The organism is Verticiella alkaliphila (genome assembly GCF_018904615.1).
Taxonomy (GTDB): domain Bacteria; phylum Pseudomonadota; class Gammaproteobacteria; order Burkholderiales; family Burkholderiaceae_B; genus Verticiella; species Verticiella alkaliphila.
In genome coordinates this window covers 112,954-128,350 of record NZ_JADCNH010000008.1, presented here as the reverse complement: position 1 = coordinate 128,350, position 15,397 = coordinate 112,954, and the positions used below count along the sequence as shown (strand labels likewise).

General features: G+C 61.7%; 16 protein-coding genes and 1 pseudogene. 14 read left to right on the top strand and 3 right to left on the bottom strand.

Features of this window, described 5'->3' with window-relative positions; genetic code table 11:
• Nucleotides 1-951: 951 nt before the first annotated feature.
• The 6 genes and pseudogenes from IMZ29_RS08320 (at nucleotide 952) to IMZ29_RS08295 (ending at nucleotide 4,664) form a co-directional block, all read left to right on the top strand.
• Nucleotides 952-1,395, top strand: a complete 444-nt coding sequence (locus IMZ29_RS08320) for a hypothetical protein (RefSeq protein WP_216182691.1) — start codon at nucleotides 952-954, stop codon at nucleotides 1,393-1,395.
• A 472-nt stretch (nucleotides 1,396-1,867) separates the two neighbouring features.
• On the top strand, nucleotides 1,868-2,323 hold the full coding sequence (locus IMZ29_RS08315; RefSeq protein ID WP_216182689.1) for a helix-turn-helix domain-containing protein: 456 nt from the start codon (nucleotides 1,868-1,870) through the stop codon (nucleotides 2,321-2,323).
• Nucleotides 2,324-2,327: 4 nt separating this feature from the next.
• Nucleotides 2,328-2,750, top strand: a complete 423-nt coding sequence (locus IMZ29_RS08310; RefSeq protein WP_216182687.1) for a hypothetical protein — start codon at nucleotides 2,328-2,330, stop codon at nucleotides 2,748-2,750.
• Between the two features lie 166 nt (nucleotides 2,751-2,916).
• The gene (locus IMZ29_RS08305) at nucleotides 2,917-3,261 is read left to right on the top strand and encodes a hypothetical protein (RefSeq protein WP_216182685.1); all 345 of its coding nucleotides are present in this window, start codon (nucleotides 2,917-2,919) and stop codon (nucleotides 3,259-3,261) included.
• Nucleotides 3,262-3,533: 272 nt separating this feature from the next.
• Nucleotides 3,534-3,846 (top strand): annotated as a pseudogene (locus IMZ29_RS08300) (transposase).
• Nucleotides 3,843-4,664, top strand: coding sequence for an IS3 family transposase (locus IMZ29_RS08295; RefSeq protein ID WP_216182683.1), 822 nt, complete (start codon nucleotides 3,843-3,845; stop codon nucleotides 4,662-4,664). Before IMZ29_RS08300 ends, IMZ29_RS08295 begins: the two are co-directional and overlap by 4 nt.
• Before the next feature lie 299 nt (nucleotides 4,665-4,963).
• Here the strand turns inward: IMZ29_RS08295 and IMZ29_RS08290 are convergent, their stop codons facing one another.
• The 3 genes from IMZ29_RS08290 to IMZ29_RS08280 form a co-directional block, all read right to left on the bottom strand.
• A complete protein-coding gene (locus tag IMZ29_RS08290; protein ID WP_216182681.1) occupies nucleotides 4,964-5,452 on the bottom strand; it encodes a hypothetical protein in 489 nt (162 codons plus the stop codon).
• Nucleotides 5,453-5,525: 73 nt separating this feature from the next.
• Nucleotides 5,526-6,299: a diguanylate cyclase domain-containing protein gene (locus tag IMZ29_RS08285; RefSeq protein WP_216182679.1), complete on the bottom strand. Its 774-nt coding sequence runs from the start codon at nucleotides 6,297-6,299 to the stop codon at nucleotides 5,526-5,528.
• 25 nt (nucleotides 6,300-6,324) lie between these two features.
• Nucleotides 6,325-7,011 (bottom strand): RNA polymerase sigma factor FliA, encoded by a 687-nt coding sequence (locus IMZ29_RS08280; protein WP_253206969.1) that lies wholly within the window; start codon nucleotides 7,009-7,011, stop codon nucleotides 6,325-6,327.
• Nucleotides 7,012-7,581: 570 nt separating this feature from the next.
• Here IMZ29_RS08280 and flhD point away from each other — a divergent pair.
• From flhD to IMZ29_RS08240, 8 genes are all read left to right on the top strand, one after another.
• Complete coding sequence (gene flhD / locus IMZ29_RS08275) at nucleotides 7,582-7,902, top strand: flagellar transcriptional regulator FlhD (protein ID WP_216182675.1); 321 nt, start codon at nucleotides 7,582-7,584, stop codon at nucleotides 7,900-7,902.
• Nucleotides 7,903-7,915: 13 nt separating this feature from the next.
• The gene (gene flhC / locus IMZ29_RS08270) at nucleotides 7,916-8,491 is read left to right on the top strand and encodes a flagellar transcriptional regulator FlhC (protein ID WP_216182673.1); all 576 of its coding nucleotides are present in this window, start codon (nucleotides 7,916-7,918) and stop codon (nucleotides 8,489-8,491) included.
• 51 nt (nucleotides 8,492-8,542) lie between these two features.
• Nucleotides 8,543-9,403: a flagellar motor stator protein MotA gene (gene motA / locus IMZ29_RS08265; RefSeq protein WP_216182671.1), complete on the top strand. Its 861-nt coding sequence runs from the start codon at nucleotides 8,543-8,545 to the stop codon at nucleotides 9,401-9,403.
• Nucleotides 9,404-9,415: 12 nt separating this feature from the next.
• Nucleotides 9,416-10,369, top strand: a complete 954-nt coding sequence (motB, locus tag IMZ29_RS08260) for a flagellar motor protein MotB (RefSeq protein ID WP_216182669.1) — start codon at nucleotides 9,416-9,418, stop codon at nucleotides 10,367-10,369.
• Nucleotides 10,366-10,746: a response regulator gene (locus IMZ29_RS08255; protein WP_216182667.1), complete on the top strand. Its 381-nt coding sequence runs from the start codon at nucleotides 10,366-10,368 to the stop codon at nucleotides 10,744-10,746. The genes motB and IMZ29_RS08255 overlap by 4 nt, the downstream gene beginning before the upstream one ends.
• Nucleotides 10,747-10,837: 91 nt before the next feature.
• On the top strand, nucleotides 10,838-12,922 hold the full coding sequence (gene cheA / locus IMZ29_RS08250; RefSeq protein WP_216182665.1) for a chemotaxis protein CheA: 2,085 nt from the start codon (nucleotides 10,838-10,840) through the stop codon (nucleotides 12,920-12,922).
• A gap of 10 nt (nucleotides 12,923-12,932) precedes the next feature.
• Nucleotides 12,933-13,424: a chemotaxis protein CheW gene (cheW, locus tag IMZ29_RS08245; RefSeq protein WP_216182663.1), complete on the top strand. Its 492-nt coding sequence runs from the start codon at nucleotides 12,933-12,935 to the stop codon at nucleotides 13,422-13,424.
• Between the two features lie 33 nt (nucleotides 13,425-13,457).
• Entirely contained in the window at nucleotides 13,458-15,392 is a 1,935-nt protein-coding gene (locus IMZ29_RS08240) for a methyl-accepting chemotaxis protein (protein ID WP_216182661.1), read from the top strand.
• The last annotated feature ends 5 nt before the right edge of the window (nucleotides 15,393-15,397 follow it).

Genomic DNA, 15,397 nt, shown 5'->3' with positions numbered 1-15,397 from the left:
TCGATCGCTTCATCTGTAGAACTCCCTGTGCGAGAAAATTCTACTTCTGAATCCCAGGGTTTTTAGGGGGCATTACCGGAGCACTAGGCGTAGAAGTGACGCTGGATGCAGAATCGGATTTATCATCACGCTTTGGAGTGCTTGGCGCTAGACTGCTGGCTGTAGAATGCGAATCCAATTTTGATATCCGAGCACGGGCAGCCTCAATCGCCCTGGGGACATTGACGCCACTACAAACATCTATTACGCCCGCGCATTTCGGCTGCGCTGCCTCAGCCAATAGATAATATGTCTTTGCAGCTTCATTATGACCAAGTCCCTCTGAGGCGCGCCCAAGGAAGTAGTAAGTCAACTCGCTCTCGTATCCTACATCTGCCACGAGATTGGCTAGCTCACCCCACCGCTCTCCTGAATAGAAGCTCATTGCAGAAGACCTTTGCGTTCCCCATCTACCGGAACATGCTAGACCACATGTGAGGCGAGCCGCTCCACTCTCAAAAGCGCTGCTAGATGTGTGCCCGTCAGGAACCGTAATGCCAGTAGAGGAACATCCCGAGAGTAATGCGAGCGTAAACCAAAAGAATGCTTTACTGGTCATGGTAAATGTACTTGGAGAGTCATTCCTGACCGAATGAATTATATTAAGAGTCCCGGCAGGCCCAAGTAAGCAGGTTTCGTGGGAGCAGTCGCTTATAGCGATTGGCAAAACGATAATGAAAAAGGGTGTGAGATTGTTGTCTCAGGTGATGAACGGCACACCATACGAACCGGCAAGTAGTAGCCCGAAAACTCAGCTTGCTGCGCTTCTGCCTTGTCAGCTAGGCACATAGTTCGTACAATTTCGTTTGTTACTTTATAACAGAGATTGCAATGGACAGAACTATTTTAGCGAGTTTTGTATGTCTGTTTGTTACCGGATGCGCCATTCCGCGACCGCCAGCGGTCCTTCTGGTGAATGCCTTCGACGTCCAGGCAACTACCCAGCAAATGGCTCAAGGTTCGGGGACGTTGACCGGAACTGCTTTCCTTCGGCAAAACGGTGGTGGGATTGTGACCTGTGCTGGCAATGAGGTGATGCTGCAGCCGGCTACCGCTTACACCGATGAGGTCACGCGGATCTCCGTAGGCGGCACGACGAGGATTGGGGCTACCCTATATGATGGTGGACGATACACGCGTGTTCCCGACAATCTCGATGAGCGTTTCGTGACCCTTTCACGTATGACTGTGTGCGATGCCGAGGGCAACTTTACTTTCGACAACGTGAAAGATGGGGAGTACGTTGTCGTGACTGATGTGAAGTGGTTTGTGGCGCGCCAGCGGCAAGGCGGCACATTGGCCACACGAGCAATTGTCAAAGACGGGAAGTCGTCGCGTTTGGTCCTCAGCAAGTAGGCACCACGGGGCGTTAACGCCCCTCAGCTCGACACTCAGTATTTCCCATCCTTCATTGCTTGCCTTCGCTTGCGCTCTAAGTAAGCGGGCTCTTGCTCTATTTTGGTTCGACAGATGGCTGAGCTACCTGTCACTGCCGACTGCTGCCATGTGCCCGACATTAAGCCAAGGGCGAGTATCTGATGGGCCTCCAAGATCAGTGCTTGCAACCTAGCGACTTCCCACAAGACCCGTCTCATATGCTCTGTTCTCTCGGCAGCATAGATGTCTCGTGCTTCTTGGGCGGTAAGTGGTGGGAACATGGTATGAAGATAGCTGTATGGGCATACAGTATATGTTTTGTCAGGCAAGATTTCCATAGCCGGAATTGTTGATGTTTCGATAGTTTTCAGACATATTGCACGCCTACATCAGATCTGGCGCTGCGAATGTGCCATCTCGACATCTTGAAAGGTAGTTTCCTGATAAAGTTTTGCTCGATGTAGAAGACATCGCAAAGCTCCTTCACGTCAGCAAAAAGCATATCTACAACCTGTCCTCAGCTAAAAAGCTCCCCTTTAAGCTTTTTAAGTCTTCTGACAAGATGCTCGTCTCTATAATCGAAATGGCAAAGTATTTGGATGGTCCGGTCGATGCCGTGGCAGAGGTAGTTGTTAGAAAGCGTGGAAGACCTGCAGGCTCAGGAAAAGCAAAAATCACTCTCGCCTTCCAGGCTGCTATCTCTTTTTCCATATTGAAAGATGAATGTCGTCAATCACTGACAGCTCTTCAAGGTGAGTTCGACAATTGGCCTACTGGTGAAGGAATGGAGCCTCCTTCAATAAACGATTTTGAGCAGGCAGTGGCAAGAGCTAAAACTCAGATAGAGAAGACATTCCTATCTCTTTCCTTAGACAGTAGAAATTCAATGCGTCTACCCAAAGCCTAATAAAATGACGATACTATTCTTAGTCGCTCTGCTTTTTGCCATTCCTACATACGGCTTATCTCTGCTGGTATATTTCGGACTTGTGCTTTTTGCAGCGCATGTGAGAGCAAAAGAAAGAATGCACCATGCGAACTCGGTCCGAGCGGACCGAGAATGGGCGCAAGAAGAGCAGCCAACTATGCCATCTTGGTTTCGCAATGCCAGTAAGGTTGAGACCTTTGAGTATGCTGTTATCAATGTGGTGAGACGCAATGGAGTGCCTGATCACTTCGTCGTGGCCGCATTCACCAATGAGCAGGCTCATATGTCACTCATGAGCTACGCAGCTCAATTGGAACGCCAAGGGTCTTCATTCATCGAGCAACAAATGGGTGTGGCGGACAAAATTCAAGAAATGTGGCGAAGGTATCGACTTACTAATCAATAGTCCATCCGTTTCAGCAGCAACAACGCCTCGCAATCAATGTTAGTCAGCAACTATGAAAACCTACATTCATCTAGTGTTCGCATGTGTTCTATTGTCAGGGTGACTGCAGGGTAAGAGTGATGACGAATTACTCATCGAGTCTGCTCAGGAGTTTGCGGCAAGGAGCATGCGTGACCCTCAATCCGTTCAGTTCAGAAACGTTCGTGTGCTCAAAGAGACCAAGAAGCCAGGCTCTAAGGCCGTTTGTGGTGAGTTGAATGCCAAGAACGGCTACGGTGCCTATGTAGGGTTCAAACGGTTCATGGTGGGTGGTCCGGTCGACACAACCACGAAGGGGTTCACGTCGGACGTCGCCAAAGTGATCGAGACCGAGCCCATGACATTGACCGACACCAAAACAACGAAGCTGAGAGGCGTTGACCTGATGACCCAGCTACTCAAAGAGCTGGAAGAGGCCAAACTCAAAGACCAAGAAAACGCCATGCTAGCTATGTGCGACACCTTGAAGTAGGTAATTTTGGTCCTCCCAGAGGGTCAGGCTGACGGTCAATACCGGTATGCAACCACAGGTTCTGCAGGGTTAGCGGGAAGTGCCCATTAATAAAATCAAGAACTTAGCTCTATTTAAGGTGGGTCATACGCGGTAGCTATTGTGAGGTCGTCGGCTATAAAAATGTTTGGTATCAACAAAGCTTAAATTAGAGCGTTATTAAGTTGACCCCATCATTCATTGTGTATCGACTCACTGAAATCCTGCTCACGCATAATTGAGGAAATTCGACGATGAGCATGAAGATGGAAGACGAGATCAAACGGTGGACGGCCAAGCAAGAGTGCGCTGGTGCTGGACATCATCCAGGGCAAAACCACAGTGGCCGAGGCCAGCCGGGCATACAATCTGTCGCCGTCCGAGCTCGAGCAATGGGTTGATGACGCCAAGCGCGGCATGGAGAACGCGCTGCGGGCCAACCCGCTGAACATCAAGGAGCAGTACGAGCGGCAGCTCAAGGACCTGCAGGAGGCCTATGGCGAAGCGATGCTGGAGCTGCGTGCCCGAAAAAAGCTGCAGGCCCTGTTGGACAAGGAAGGGAAGTGATCCTTCGCATCCAGCAGGGCTTGGCTGCTGACGGATTTGTGGTGCCGCTCGCAAAGCTGTGCCGCTGGTTCGGCGTGCCACGACGCACGGTGTACTACCGGTCCGTAAAATCGCCTCCCAAGGTAAATCCCAAGTTCGCCGAGCCAATCAAGGCGATGATTGAAGAGTCACCTTCTTTCGGCTATCGCACAGTGGCGCATTTGCTTGGGTTCAACAAGAACACCGTTCAGCGGATCTTCCAGATCAAGGGCTGGCAAGTTCGCAAGCGGCCCATCGGATTTCGCCCGCGCATCCAGGCCCTGCCCTCGGTGGCTACGATGCCCAACGAGCGCTGGTCCACAGACCTTTGTCGCGTCTGGGCCGGGCGCGACCGCTGGGCCACGCTAGCGCTGGTGATCGACTGCCATACCCGGGAACTGCTGGGCTGGCATCTGTCACGCAGTGGCAAGGCCTGCACGGCCGGCAGCGCTTTGGAACACGCACTGATTGCTCGCTTTGGCACCTTGGGGCATGTCCCTGAACCATTTCTGCTTCGATCGGACAACGGCTTGGTTTTCACCTCCCGTAGCTACAGCGCGCTGGTGCGCAGCTACGGCTTGCGCCAGGAGTTCATCCCCCCACATTCTCCTCGGCAGAATGGCATGGTCGAGCGTGTCATTCGAACCTTGAAAGAACAATGCGTGCACCGACACCGCTTTGAGACCTTGCAGCACGCCAGCCGCGTGATCGGCGACTGGATCCGCTTTTACAACGACAAGCGACCCCACCAGGCGCTTGGTATGAAGACCCCGGCTCAGGCATTCGCATTAGCCGCTTAACCTGTGCAGGCTCTGCTGGGTCAATACACGACACCCAAGCGAGTTTGGGGCGATTCTGGCAATCGGCTAGTTTGGGAAAAGTTTGGGAAAATGCTATGAATTAGCCTTGTCTGACCCATTATTAGCAATAAAATCAAATACTTATAATTTAGTGATTTTCTTGAAAATTTAGGTTTAGGTCCTGACGCCGTAACAGGTGTAGGGGTTCGAGTCCCGTCCCTCGCACCACGAATTCCTGTTGCTGACCCGCCTTCAGGCGCGGGTCATGGGCCGGCACTGCGCCGTGGCGCCTCGCGTTTTCAGCGCGCGCGTGTTGCCCGGCACGTCGTCGTCTCGCCCGGCTTTCCTATCTGAGTGATCCGTGTCGCACGCACCCGCGTGGCGCCAGCTTCCTGGCCGGCGGCGCAGGCTGCCTGCGCCGCGTTGCGGGCATCGTCCTGCGATCCATAACGCCCCAGTTTCTGCCATGTGCCGGAGGCAGCCCGCGATTCCACCTGGAACGGCGCGATCTGCGCATCAGGCGCGAGCTGGGCGGCCCCAGGTGGCGCGGTGCCCAGGACCTGGGCGCAGTCCACGGGAGGCGGCGTGTTCGTTCTTGGATTGATCACCTGCGTCTGCAAACCCGGCGGCGCCGCGCACACCGTGCGTACGTCGGTGCGCGCCCGCGAGGGCGCGCCACCCTGGCCGGTCAAGGCCGCCCGCGTCGCGGGATCGGGGGCAGGGGCGGGCTGGGCCCAGGCAACATTCGCCCCGCAAAGCAGCACCGCGACACGCAAGGCGAATGACATGGTCTGTGACCTATATAAGACGGGATGTCTTACGCTAGCCGACACTGGGCCTGCCCGCCATCCGTCCAAAGGTTTAACCCGGGACGGCCGGCCCCTGCTCGAGCGCGTCGTGCAAGTCGGCGTGGGCGAGATCGAGCAGGGCGCTCAGGTCGTGACCTTCTCCGGAGGACCAGCCCAGGCGCGCGTCGACGGTGACGGCTTGTCCGCCGGGCGCGCTGACCTCCAGCCTGCTCAAGGCGCTGCGCAGGCGGGCTGCCGTGGCCGACAGACTGGCGGGATCGGTGTCGGAGAGCACGACGGCGAAGCGGTCGTGATCCGTGCGCGTCACGATGTCGCTCTTGCGTGCATTCTCCCGCAGTGTGCGGGCTGCCGCACGCAGGAGACGATGTGCCACGGCGCGACCGTGCACGTTGACGATGGCATCGAGATTGGCAAGGCGCACGGCAATCACACCTGGCCGATCCACGGGCAACGGCAGCGCTGGCACCCAGCTCAGGTCGTCGTAGGCGTGTCTGGCGTCAGAGCGCCGTGATGACCAGGCGTGTTCGGCCGCGGGTTGGGCGAGGCGCCCCTGGCGCAGCAGATAGGGCACGAGCGCGAGTGCCAGCGCCTGGGCCGCGCTGCCGGCCACGAGCCAGCGCACGGTGGTGATGTCCAGACCCTGCAGACTCAAGGCCGGAAGGCCGTGTCCCGCGTCCGGGCTCGCGCCAGGCACTTCGAACGAGAAGAACAAAATATAGGCACATATTCCGGCGTGTGCCACGCCAGCGCCGATGATCAGGCAGGCAAGGCTGATCGGTAACCAGGCTTTGCGCGAGCGCGCAGACTGCGGGAACGATGCGGCCATGGCGTAAGGTGCGCGACAGTCGTGTTCAGCGGCGGACGCTTGCCCGCAGTCGGGCGATGGCCTGGCTGCGCAACTGGCACACACGAGCCTCACCCACATTGAGGACGAGGCCGGCTTCCTTGAGATTGAGCCCCTGCTCGTAGCACAAGCTCAGCAGCAGACGTTCGCGCTCGGGTAATTGTTCGATGGCCCGCACCAGCGTCTCGCGCAGCTCGTGCGTGACGAGCGCCTTGAGCGGATCGGCGGTGGAGGAGACTTCCAGCGGCGAGCCCTCATCTGCGGATTCGGCACGCTCTTCCAGCGTGCTGCCGAGTTCGTCGGCGTACAGCAGCTGCGCGCCGTGAGCGTCCTGCAGCATGGACTGGTAATCCGAAAGCGACACCTCAAGCTCGGCCGCGACTTCCGCCTCGGTGGGCTGGCGGCCCAGTCGCTGGGCTGCGGCGCGCATGCCTTGCTCGACCTTGCGCCCACGCTCGCGCACGGTGCGCGGCGCCCAATCCAGATTGCGCAGTTCGTCCAGCATGGCGCCGCGAATGCGCTGGGTAGCGTACGTCTCGAATTGGGCGGTCGGGACTTCTCGATAGCGCGTGACGGCATCAAGCAGACCCATCATGCCGGCCTGCACCAGATCGTCCAGATCCACGCTCGAGGGCAGGCGCGAGGCCAACCGCAGCGCGAGCTTGCGCACGAGCCCTGCGTGACGGGCCACCATGGCGTCGCGCTGCAGGCGATCGTAGGCGTCCGGCGAGGGCGCCCCCGCAGCGCGTCGCGCGGCGGGGGCCGGCGGCGGACTCGAGATGACAGGCAGCGTGTAAGTGTCGTAAGCCATGGTTCAGGTATGGGACGCGACGTGCGTGCGCTCCCCAGTCGCATTTTCGCTACAGGCGTGCCGGACCGAACGGCCGAACACACCCGCTTTACCGGGGCTTTTCGGGTCTTTCGCAAAATGGGCCTAAATAAAGCCGCATGGATGCCGTTATAGGGGAAAACCCGGCGTATCTTGACGTATCCAGAGAATGTGACAAATGTCACGTAACGGTATGACCTGCATCAAAGATTCTCAAAAAACTAACAGAAGTGTTAGTTTCTGCGTAACTTTGCAATAAAAATCTCGCGACAATGCTATTCTTGTGTCCATTGATGTGACGAATTCTTCCGATAGTCACATGGCGTTACCGATGTAAGTGATGTGAAACAGTGATTTGCTTACATCTTGCATTACGTTTCCCCGGAGGTCGGGGAATGTCAATCAGATGGACTGAAGGCATTTGGAGAGCGTGGGATGAACGGTGGCGAAAACCTGTTGGCCGAAGTGCGCGAGGTCAACCTGTCCTATCTACTGCTGGCGCAGCGCATGCTCAATGAGGATTACGCCACGGCGGTCTTCCGCCTGGGCTTCAGCAAGGAAGTCGCGGACATCGTGCGACGGCTGACCCTCTCCCAAACCGTCAAGCTCGCCAGCTCGACGTCGCTGCTGTGCCGCTTTCGATTCGACGAAGGCGCGTTGCTGACGGCGCTGAGCCAGGACGCGCTGGGCGGCGTGCTTCAGCAGGCGCATACGACGCTGCTGCTCGCCAGCCAGCCCGTCGAGCAGATCGGCTGACGGAGACCGGGTCATGGCCAGCAAGAGCGTCGTCCTAGAAGCCACCGAGATCCGGCTCGCCATCGAGCTGATCGGATTGGGAGCCCGGCTGCAGATGCTCGAGGCCGAAACCGGCCTGAGCCGCGAGCGCCTCGTGCGTCTCTATAAAGAGATCAAGGGTGTCTCTCCTCCCAAGGGGATGCTGCCTTTCTCGGTCGACTGGTTCATGACCTGGCTGCCGAACATCCACGCTTCGCTCTTCTACAACATCTACCGATTCCTCGAGCGCGAGACGCCGGAGACGGGGGTGCGCGCCTTGATGGGTGCCTACCGCCTCTACCTCGAACACGTGGAGTCGGGTCAGGAGCCTCTCCTGAGCTTCACCCGCGCCTGGATCCTGGTGCGCTTCTTCGATGGCGGCATGCTGCAGCTGTCGCAGTGTCAGAAGTGCCGGGGGCATTTCGTGGCGCGGGCCTACGAGCCTCAAGCCAACTTCGTGTGTGCGATCTGCCGTCCGCCGCCGCGCGCCTGCCAGGGGCGGGCCGTACAGAGCTTCGTGCAGCCGCGCACCGCGGGGTTGCGGCCTGAGCCTGTGGCAAGCATGGCCTAAGTCTTTCCTACGTCGCGGGGGCCTCCCGCATCGAGCTCTACAGGGGTCGTTGTGCTGATCTTCTTGGGTTATCTCATCGTTGCGTTCTCCGTCTTCGGCGGCTATGCCCTCGTGGGCGGCCACCTGGGGGCGTTGTACCAGCCGGTGGAAGTACTCATCATTGGCGGTGCGGCCCTGGGCGCTTTCATCAGCGCGAACAACACCAAATCCCTGAAGGCCACCATGAAGATGGTGCCGCAGCTCCTGCGTGGGGGTAAGTACGACAAAGAGCTGTACATGGAGCTGATGGCGCTGCTCTACGTGCTGCTCACCAAGGCGCGCCGTGAAGGCATGATGGCGCTGGAAAGCCATGTGGAGGATCCGGACTCGAGCGCGATCTTCTCGGCCTATCCCAGCATCCTCGCCAACCGCGAACTCGTCGTCTTCATCACCGATTACCTGCGTCTGATGGTGAGCGGCAACATGAGCGCGTTCGAGATCGAGACGCTGATGGACAGCGAGATCGAGACCTACCAGCACGAGGCCGATGTGCCGGCCACGGCGCTGCGCAACATCGCCGATGGCCTGCCGGCCTTCGGCATCGTGGCGGCCGTGCTGGGCGTGGTGCACGCGCTCGCCGCCATCGATCAGCCGCCTGCCGTGCTGGGTGATCTCATCTCCAAGGCCATGGTCGGTACCTTCCTCGGCATTCTGCTCGCCTATGGTTTCGTCGGCCCGCTCGCCGCGCGCACGGACCGCCGCAATGCCGAGGCCGTCAAGATGTTCGAGTGCATCAAGACGACGCTGCTCGCCAACCTGAACGGCTATCCCCCGCAGCTCGCCGTCGAGTTCGGACGCAAGGTGCTGTATTCCACGGAGCGGCCCTCGTTCATGGAACTCGACGAGCACGTGCGTGCCGTCAAGGGGCGCTGAGGCTAGACCGGCATGAGCGGGGATTCACATCGCGTCGTCATCCGGCGCAAGGCCAATCACCAGCACGCCCACCACGGCGGCAGCTGGAAGATCGCCTACGCCGACTTCATGACTGCCATGATGGCCTTCTTCCTGGTCATGTGGCTGGTCTCCATTGCCTCACCCCAGGGTCGTGAAGGGCTGGCGGAGTATTTCCGCACGCCACTGGGTGTGGCGATCGCGGGCGGTGACCAGAAGAGCGCCAATGACAGCGCGATCCCGGCCAACAACCGATCGAGCGTGATCCCCCTGAGCGGCGGCGATCCGATGCGCACGACGGGCGAGGTGCGCCGTGCCGATCCGTCACCGACGACCTACCAGCAGTCGCAGACCGAGACCCGGGATCGGCAGCGCCTGGAGAACCTGCGCGACCGTTTGAATGCGGCAATCGAGCGCAACCCGGTGCTGCAGCAGTACCGGCCACAGTTGCTCGTCGACATGACGAGCGAGGGGTTGCGCATCCAGATCGTGGATGACCAGAGCCGGCCGATGTTCGCCACCGGCAGCGCCCAGGTCGCTCCGTACATGCGATCCATCCTGCGTGAGATCGCGCCCATGCTCAACGAGCTGCCCAACAAGCTCAGCCTGTCTGGCCATACGGATGCCATGCAGTATTCGAGCGGTGAGCGTGCGTACAGCAATTGGGAACTGTCTGCCGACCGGGCCAACGCGTCACGTCGCGAACTGGTGGCCGGCGGCCTGATCCAGGATCGCGTGCTGCGCGTCACGGGGCTTGCCTCGACCATGAACCTGATCAAGGACGATCCGTACGCCGCGATCAATCGACGCATCAGTCTCATCGTGCTCAACGCGGCGACGCAACGCCGGATCGAGCGCGAGAACGCCGCTGCCGCCGACATCCAGACAGGGTCGGCGCAGGGTGCCCTGGAGGGCGCTGCGGCCGTGAATTCAGGGAGCCCGCCATGAATGTCCCGCGCACATCGCGCACCGTCCTGATCGTGGACGATTCGGTCACCGTGCGACGCATGGTGGCCGCTGTGCTCGAGTCCGCCGGCTGGCCCGTGCTCGTCGCAAACGATGGTGCCGAAGCGCTGTCGCTGCTCGAGCGCGAGGTGGTCGGTCTGGTCATCACGGATCTGAACATGCCAGAGATGGATGGCATCACGCTCATCGAACGCCTGCGTCGCCTGCCGGCCCTGGCCGAGGTGCCGATCCTGGTGCTGACGACGGAAATGGACGAGGACACGAAGGCGCGGGCGCGCGATGCGGGCGCGTCGGGCTGGCTCGGCAAGCCGGTCGACGGGCGTGCGATCACCGACGTGACCGCGGCCTTGCTGGGATGAAGGATTCGGGCTGCGGGAAGGCGCACCGCACGCAGCCTCGACAGACGTTGTAAGGACGGCGGGCGCCGTCTGCTATGGAGACTCTCGGAACATGAGCGGTGGGCTAGACCTCAGGCAGTTCTATCAGACCTTCTTCGAAGAGGCTGAAGAGCTCCTCGCCGAAATGGAACAGTTGCTGCTCGAGCTGGATGCAACCGCACCCGACCCAGAGCAGCTGAACGCGATCTTTCGCGCCGCGCACTCCATCAAGGGGGGAGCCGGCACGTTCGGATTCGTGGCACTCACACAGACGACGCATCTCCTGGAGAACCTGCTCGACGCGATTCGACGCGGCGAGATGGCGCTTCGCGCCGACATGATCGACATCTTTCTGGAAACCAAGGACGTGCTGACCGGGCAACTCGAAACGTACCGAAACGACGCGGAGCCTTCCCCCGAGACTTACGCGCGCATCTGCGCCGTGCTGCAGCAACTCGCGCAGGAGCACATCGGCCAGGCGGCCGCGCCGGTCGACATGCCCGCGCCGGCACCCGTGGCACCCGCGCCCGCGCCGGTGGTGACCGCGCCTGCGCCGGCAGCAGCGCCCGTCGCAGCGCCCGCGACCGGCGGCCCGCTCAAGATCACGCTCAATGGCGTGGCCGAGAAGGACCGTGCCGGTCTGATCGGTGAGCTCGGCAATCTCGGCCGCATCACCGCCCAGGTGGAGAAGGGCACGCAGATCACGGTGTGGCTCGACACCTCGTGCGACCCGAACGACATCGTCGCCGTGTGCTGCTTCATCATCGATGCCGACCAGATCGACATCACGAGCGAAGCCGTGCCCGCCGCGGCCGTTGCAGCACCCGAACCGGTGTCCGCGCCAGCCCCAGTGTCGGCACCCGTGGCCCCTGTCGCCGCGCCCGTGACGGCCGATGAGCCCGCCGCGCCTGCCGCGGCCGTCCGCGCGCCGGCCGCCGCCAATCAAGGGCATGCCGCCGAGAAGGAAGCTGGCTCGATCCGCGTGGCTGTCGAGAAGGTCGATCAAGTCATCAACCTGGTCGGTGAGCTCGTCATCACGCAAGCCATGCTCGCGCAGACGGCGTCCACGCTGGATCCGGTGCTGCACGATCGCCTGCTCAACGGCATGGAGCAGCTCGAGCGCAATGCGCGCGACCTGCAGGAATCGGTCATGGCCATCCGCATGATGCCCATGGACTACGTCTTCAGCCGGTTTCCGCGTCTGGTGCGCGACCTGGCGGCCAAGCTCAACAAGCAGGTCGAGCTCGTCACCGTGGGACGCGCAACCGAACTCGACAAGAGTCTCATCGAACGCATCATCGATCCGCTCACGCACCTGGTGCGCAACAGCCTGGATCACGGCATCGAGACGGCCGCCCAGCGCGAGGCGGCAGGCAAGCCGCCCGTGGGCCAGCTCACGCTCGCCGCGCAGCACAGCGGCGGCAACATCGTCATCGAAGTCTCCGATGACGGCGCCGGACTGAACCGCGAGCGCATTCTCGCCAAGGCTCAGAAGCAGGGCATCCCGATCGCTGACAATGCGAGCGACGACGACGTCTGGCAGCTCATCTTCGCGCCGGGTTTCTCGACGGCGGCCGAGATCACGGACGTGTCCGGCCGCGGTGTGGGCATGGACGTGGTCAAGCGCAACATCCAGGGCATGGGCGGCCACGTGCAGCTTGCCTCGCGCACGGGGCGGGGCACCACGACGCGCATCGTGCTGCCGCTCACGCTGGCCATCCTGGACGGCATGTCGGTGCGGGTGGGCGACGAGGTGTTCATTCTCCCGCTCAACCACGTCACCGAATCGCTGCAGCCCAAAATGGAGAACATCCATACGGTGGCAGGCGACGAGCGCGTGATGCACGTGCGCGGTGAGTACCTGCCGCTCATCGAGATGCACCGTGCCTTCAATGTCGATGGCGCGCAGACGGATCCGCAGCAGGCCATCGCCGTCATCATGCAGGCCGAAGAGCGCCGCTTCGCGCTGCTCGTCGATCATCTCGTGGGTCAGCACCAGGTCGTGGTCAAGAGCCTGGAAACCAATTATCGGAAGGTGCACGGCGTGTCCGCCGCCACCATCCTGGGTGACGGCAGCGTCGCCCTCATCGTCGATGTGTTTGCCCTCGCGCGCGCCAACCGGGAACGTCTCGGCCAGCCCGAGGCACTTCTGAGCTGAAGGAAAGGCCATGGAAAACAAAGTGAAGCAGGCAGCGGAAGGGGAAGGCCAGGAGTTCCTGGTGTTCACCCTGGGCAGTGAGGAATACGGCATCGACATCCTCAAGGTGCAGGAAATCCGCGGCTACGACGCGAACGCGCTCACGCGCATCGCCAACGTTCCTGAGTTCATCAAGGGCGTGACCAACCTGCGCGGCGTGATCGTGCCGATCGTGGATCTGCGCGTGAAGTTCCGCATGAGCTCGGTCGAATACAACCAGCAGACGGTCGTCATCATCCTGAACCTCGCCGGTCGTGTCGTCGGCATCGTGGTCGATGGCGTGTCCGACGTGCTGATGCTCGGTGGCGAGCAGATTCGCCCGGCGCCCGAGTTCGGCTCCGTCCTGTCCACCGAGTACCTCACCGGACTCGGGACCGTCGACGGACGCATGCTCATCCTCGTGGATATCGAGAAGCTCATGACCAGCGACGAGATGGCGCTGGTCGAGCGCGCCGCTGCCTGACGCGGCCATCCACACACCCGGGCCGGAAGAGACATGCTCAAGAAGATGAAGGTCAGCACGCTGCTGTTGCTGGTGCTGTTGCTGCTGGGCGGCATGATCGCGGTGGGCAGCGCGATCGGCGGGCTGGGTGTGCGCGCCGGTAACGAAGCTCTGCACGCGCTCGACGTGGTGCATGGTCAGGGCGAGGGCCGCCTCACGGCGGCCACGCTGTATGCCGTGCGTGGCGGTGCCGTCCTGCGCGGCGCGGCTGCGCAGTCGCCGGTGCCCGCGGCCGAACTGCAGCGTGCCGAACCGCTGATTGCGCAGGCACGCTCGGCGCTGGCAGAAGCCCGCAAGGCACCGCTGTCCGAAGCAGGCCTGGCCCTCATGCGACCGGCGGCCGATGCCCTCGACGGTTACCTCGGTGCCGTGACCACCCTGCAGACGGCCCTGCAAGGGGGCAACGCGACCGCCATCGCATCCGGCCTGGCGAGTCTGGGCCCGGCCGGCACGCGCCTGGAAACTGCGCGCGATGCCTTCGTACGCTATTCCGACGCCGAAGCCCAGCGCCTGTTGGATGGTGCGGCCAGCCGCTACACCTTCGTGCGCGCGTCCATCGTCGTGGCGCTCATCTTCGTCGTCCTGCTCATCATCGCCATGCGCTGGGTGCTGCAGCGCCAGGTGGTGCGCCCGCTGCGCGACGCGAGCCAGCTCTGTGACCGCATCGCCCAGGGCGATCTCACCAGCCGTATCGACGTGACGTCCGAGAACGAGATCGGCGCATTGCTTGGTGCCCTGCAGCGCATGCAGCGCGGCCTGGCGAGCACCGTTTCCTCTGTGCGTCTCGGGGTCGAGCAGATCAGCACCGGCGCGCGCCAGATCGCGGCCGGCAACGCCGATCTGTCCACGCGCACCGAGCAGCAGGCCGGTGCGCTGCAGGCGACGACGTCCAATATGGAGTCGCTCGCCGCGGCCGTGCGCCAGAATGCCGATCACGCCCGCCAGGCGACGCAGCTCGCCAGCGGCGCCTCTGACGTGGCTGCCAGCGGGGGCGAGGCCGTGGGGCAGGTCGTCACCACGATGCGCGAGATCGCCAGCAGCTCGCAGAAGGTCGAGGAGATTGTCGGCGTCATCGACAGCATCGCCTTCCAGACCAACATCCTTGCGCTGAACGCCGCCGTGGAGGCCGCGCGGGCGGGCGAGCAGGGCAAGGGCTTTGCCGTGGTGGCAGGCGAGGTGCGCAGCCTCGCCCAGCGCAGTGCGCATGCCGCCAAGGAAATCAAGGATCTCATCGCCGAATCCACCCGTAAGGTGGGCGAGGGCTCGCAGCAGGTGGAGCGGGCCGGCACCACGATGCAGGACATCGTGCAATCGGTGCGTCGCGTGAGTGATCTCATCAACGAGATCTCCAGTGCGTCGGTGGAGCAGTCCGGCGGCATCGAAAGCGTGAACCGCGCCGTGGCGGACATGGACGACATGACGCAGCACAACGCGGCACTGGTCGAGCAGGCCGCCGCGGCGGCGGCCTCGCTGGAGGCCCAGACGCGAGCGCTGGACGTGGCCGTGGCTGCGTTCCGCCTGGAAGGGCGTGCTGGCGCGGGCATCACGATCGATGCCGAGGCGCCGGCGGCTGGCGCAGCGCTTTCACGTGCCACCCAGGTCGCGCTGCCGCGGACGGAGGCACCGGCTGAGCCTGCGCCGGCACCTGTGACCCGACGTGCCAGTGCCCTGGCACCCCCCGCGGCCAAGCCGGCCGCCACGCGCACCGCACGCGCTGCTGCGCCGTCGGCCACGCGCACCGTCGCTGCACGTGCGGCGACCCGCCCTGCCACTGGCACGGCCGCCGCTTCCAACGCCGGCACCATCGTCAAGACACCGAACCGGCCGGCTGCGTCTGCAGCACCTGCCGTCGAGCCCGCGCCCGTGCGCGCCGCAGCACGCCCCGCCGCTCGTCAGGCTCCGTCTGACGACGATTGGGAATCTTTCTGAACCAC

Coding starts and splice junctions, on each gene's coding strand:
- IMZ29_RS08310 (WP_216182687.1), top strand. CDS start 2,328: ATGACGATACTATTCTTAGTCGCTCTGCTTTTTGCCATTCCTACATAC.
- IMZ29_RS08305 (WP_216182685.1), top strand. CDS start 2,917: ATGCGTGACCCTCAATCCGTTCAGTTCAGAAACGTTCGTGTGCTCAAA.
- IMZ29_RS08290 (WP_216182681.1), bottom strand. CDS start 5,452: ATGTCATTCGCCTTGCGTGTCGCGGTGCTGCTTTGCGGGGCGAATGTT.
- IMZ29_RS08285 (WP_216182679.1), bottom strand. CDS start 6,299: ATGGCCGCATCGTTCCCGCAGTCTGCGCGCTCGCGCAAAGCCTGGTTA.
- IMZ29_RS08280 (WP_253206969.1), bottom strand. CDS start 7,011: ATGGTGGCCCGTCACGCAGGGCTCGTGCGCAAGCTCGCGCTGCGGTTG.
- flhD (WP_216182675.1), top strand. CDS start 7,582: ATGAACGGTGGCGAAAACCTGTTGGCCGAAGTGCGCGAGGTCAACCTG.
- flhC (WP_216182673.1), top strand. CDS start 7,916: ATGGCCAGCAAGAGCGTCGTCCTAGAAGCCACCGAGATCCGGCTCGCC.
- motB (WP_216182669.1), top strand. CDS start 9,416: ATGAGCGGGGATTCACATCGCGTCGTCATCCGGCGCAAGGCCAATCAC.
- IMZ29_RS08255 (WP_216182667.1), top strand. CDS start 10,366: ATGAATGTCCCGCGCACATCGCGCACCGTCCTGATCGTGGACGATTCG.
- cheA (WP_216182665.1), top strand. CDS start 10,838: ATGAGCGGTGGGCTAGACCTCAGGCAGTTCTATCAGACCTTCTTCGAA.
- cheW (WP_216182663.1), top strand. CDS start 12,933: ATGGAAAACAAAGTGAAGCAGGCAGCGGAAGGGGAAGGCCAGGAGTTC.
- IMZ29_RS08240 (WP_216182661.1), top strand. CDS start 13,458: ATGCTCAAGAAGATGAAGGTCAGCACGCTGCTGTTGCTGGTGCTGTTG.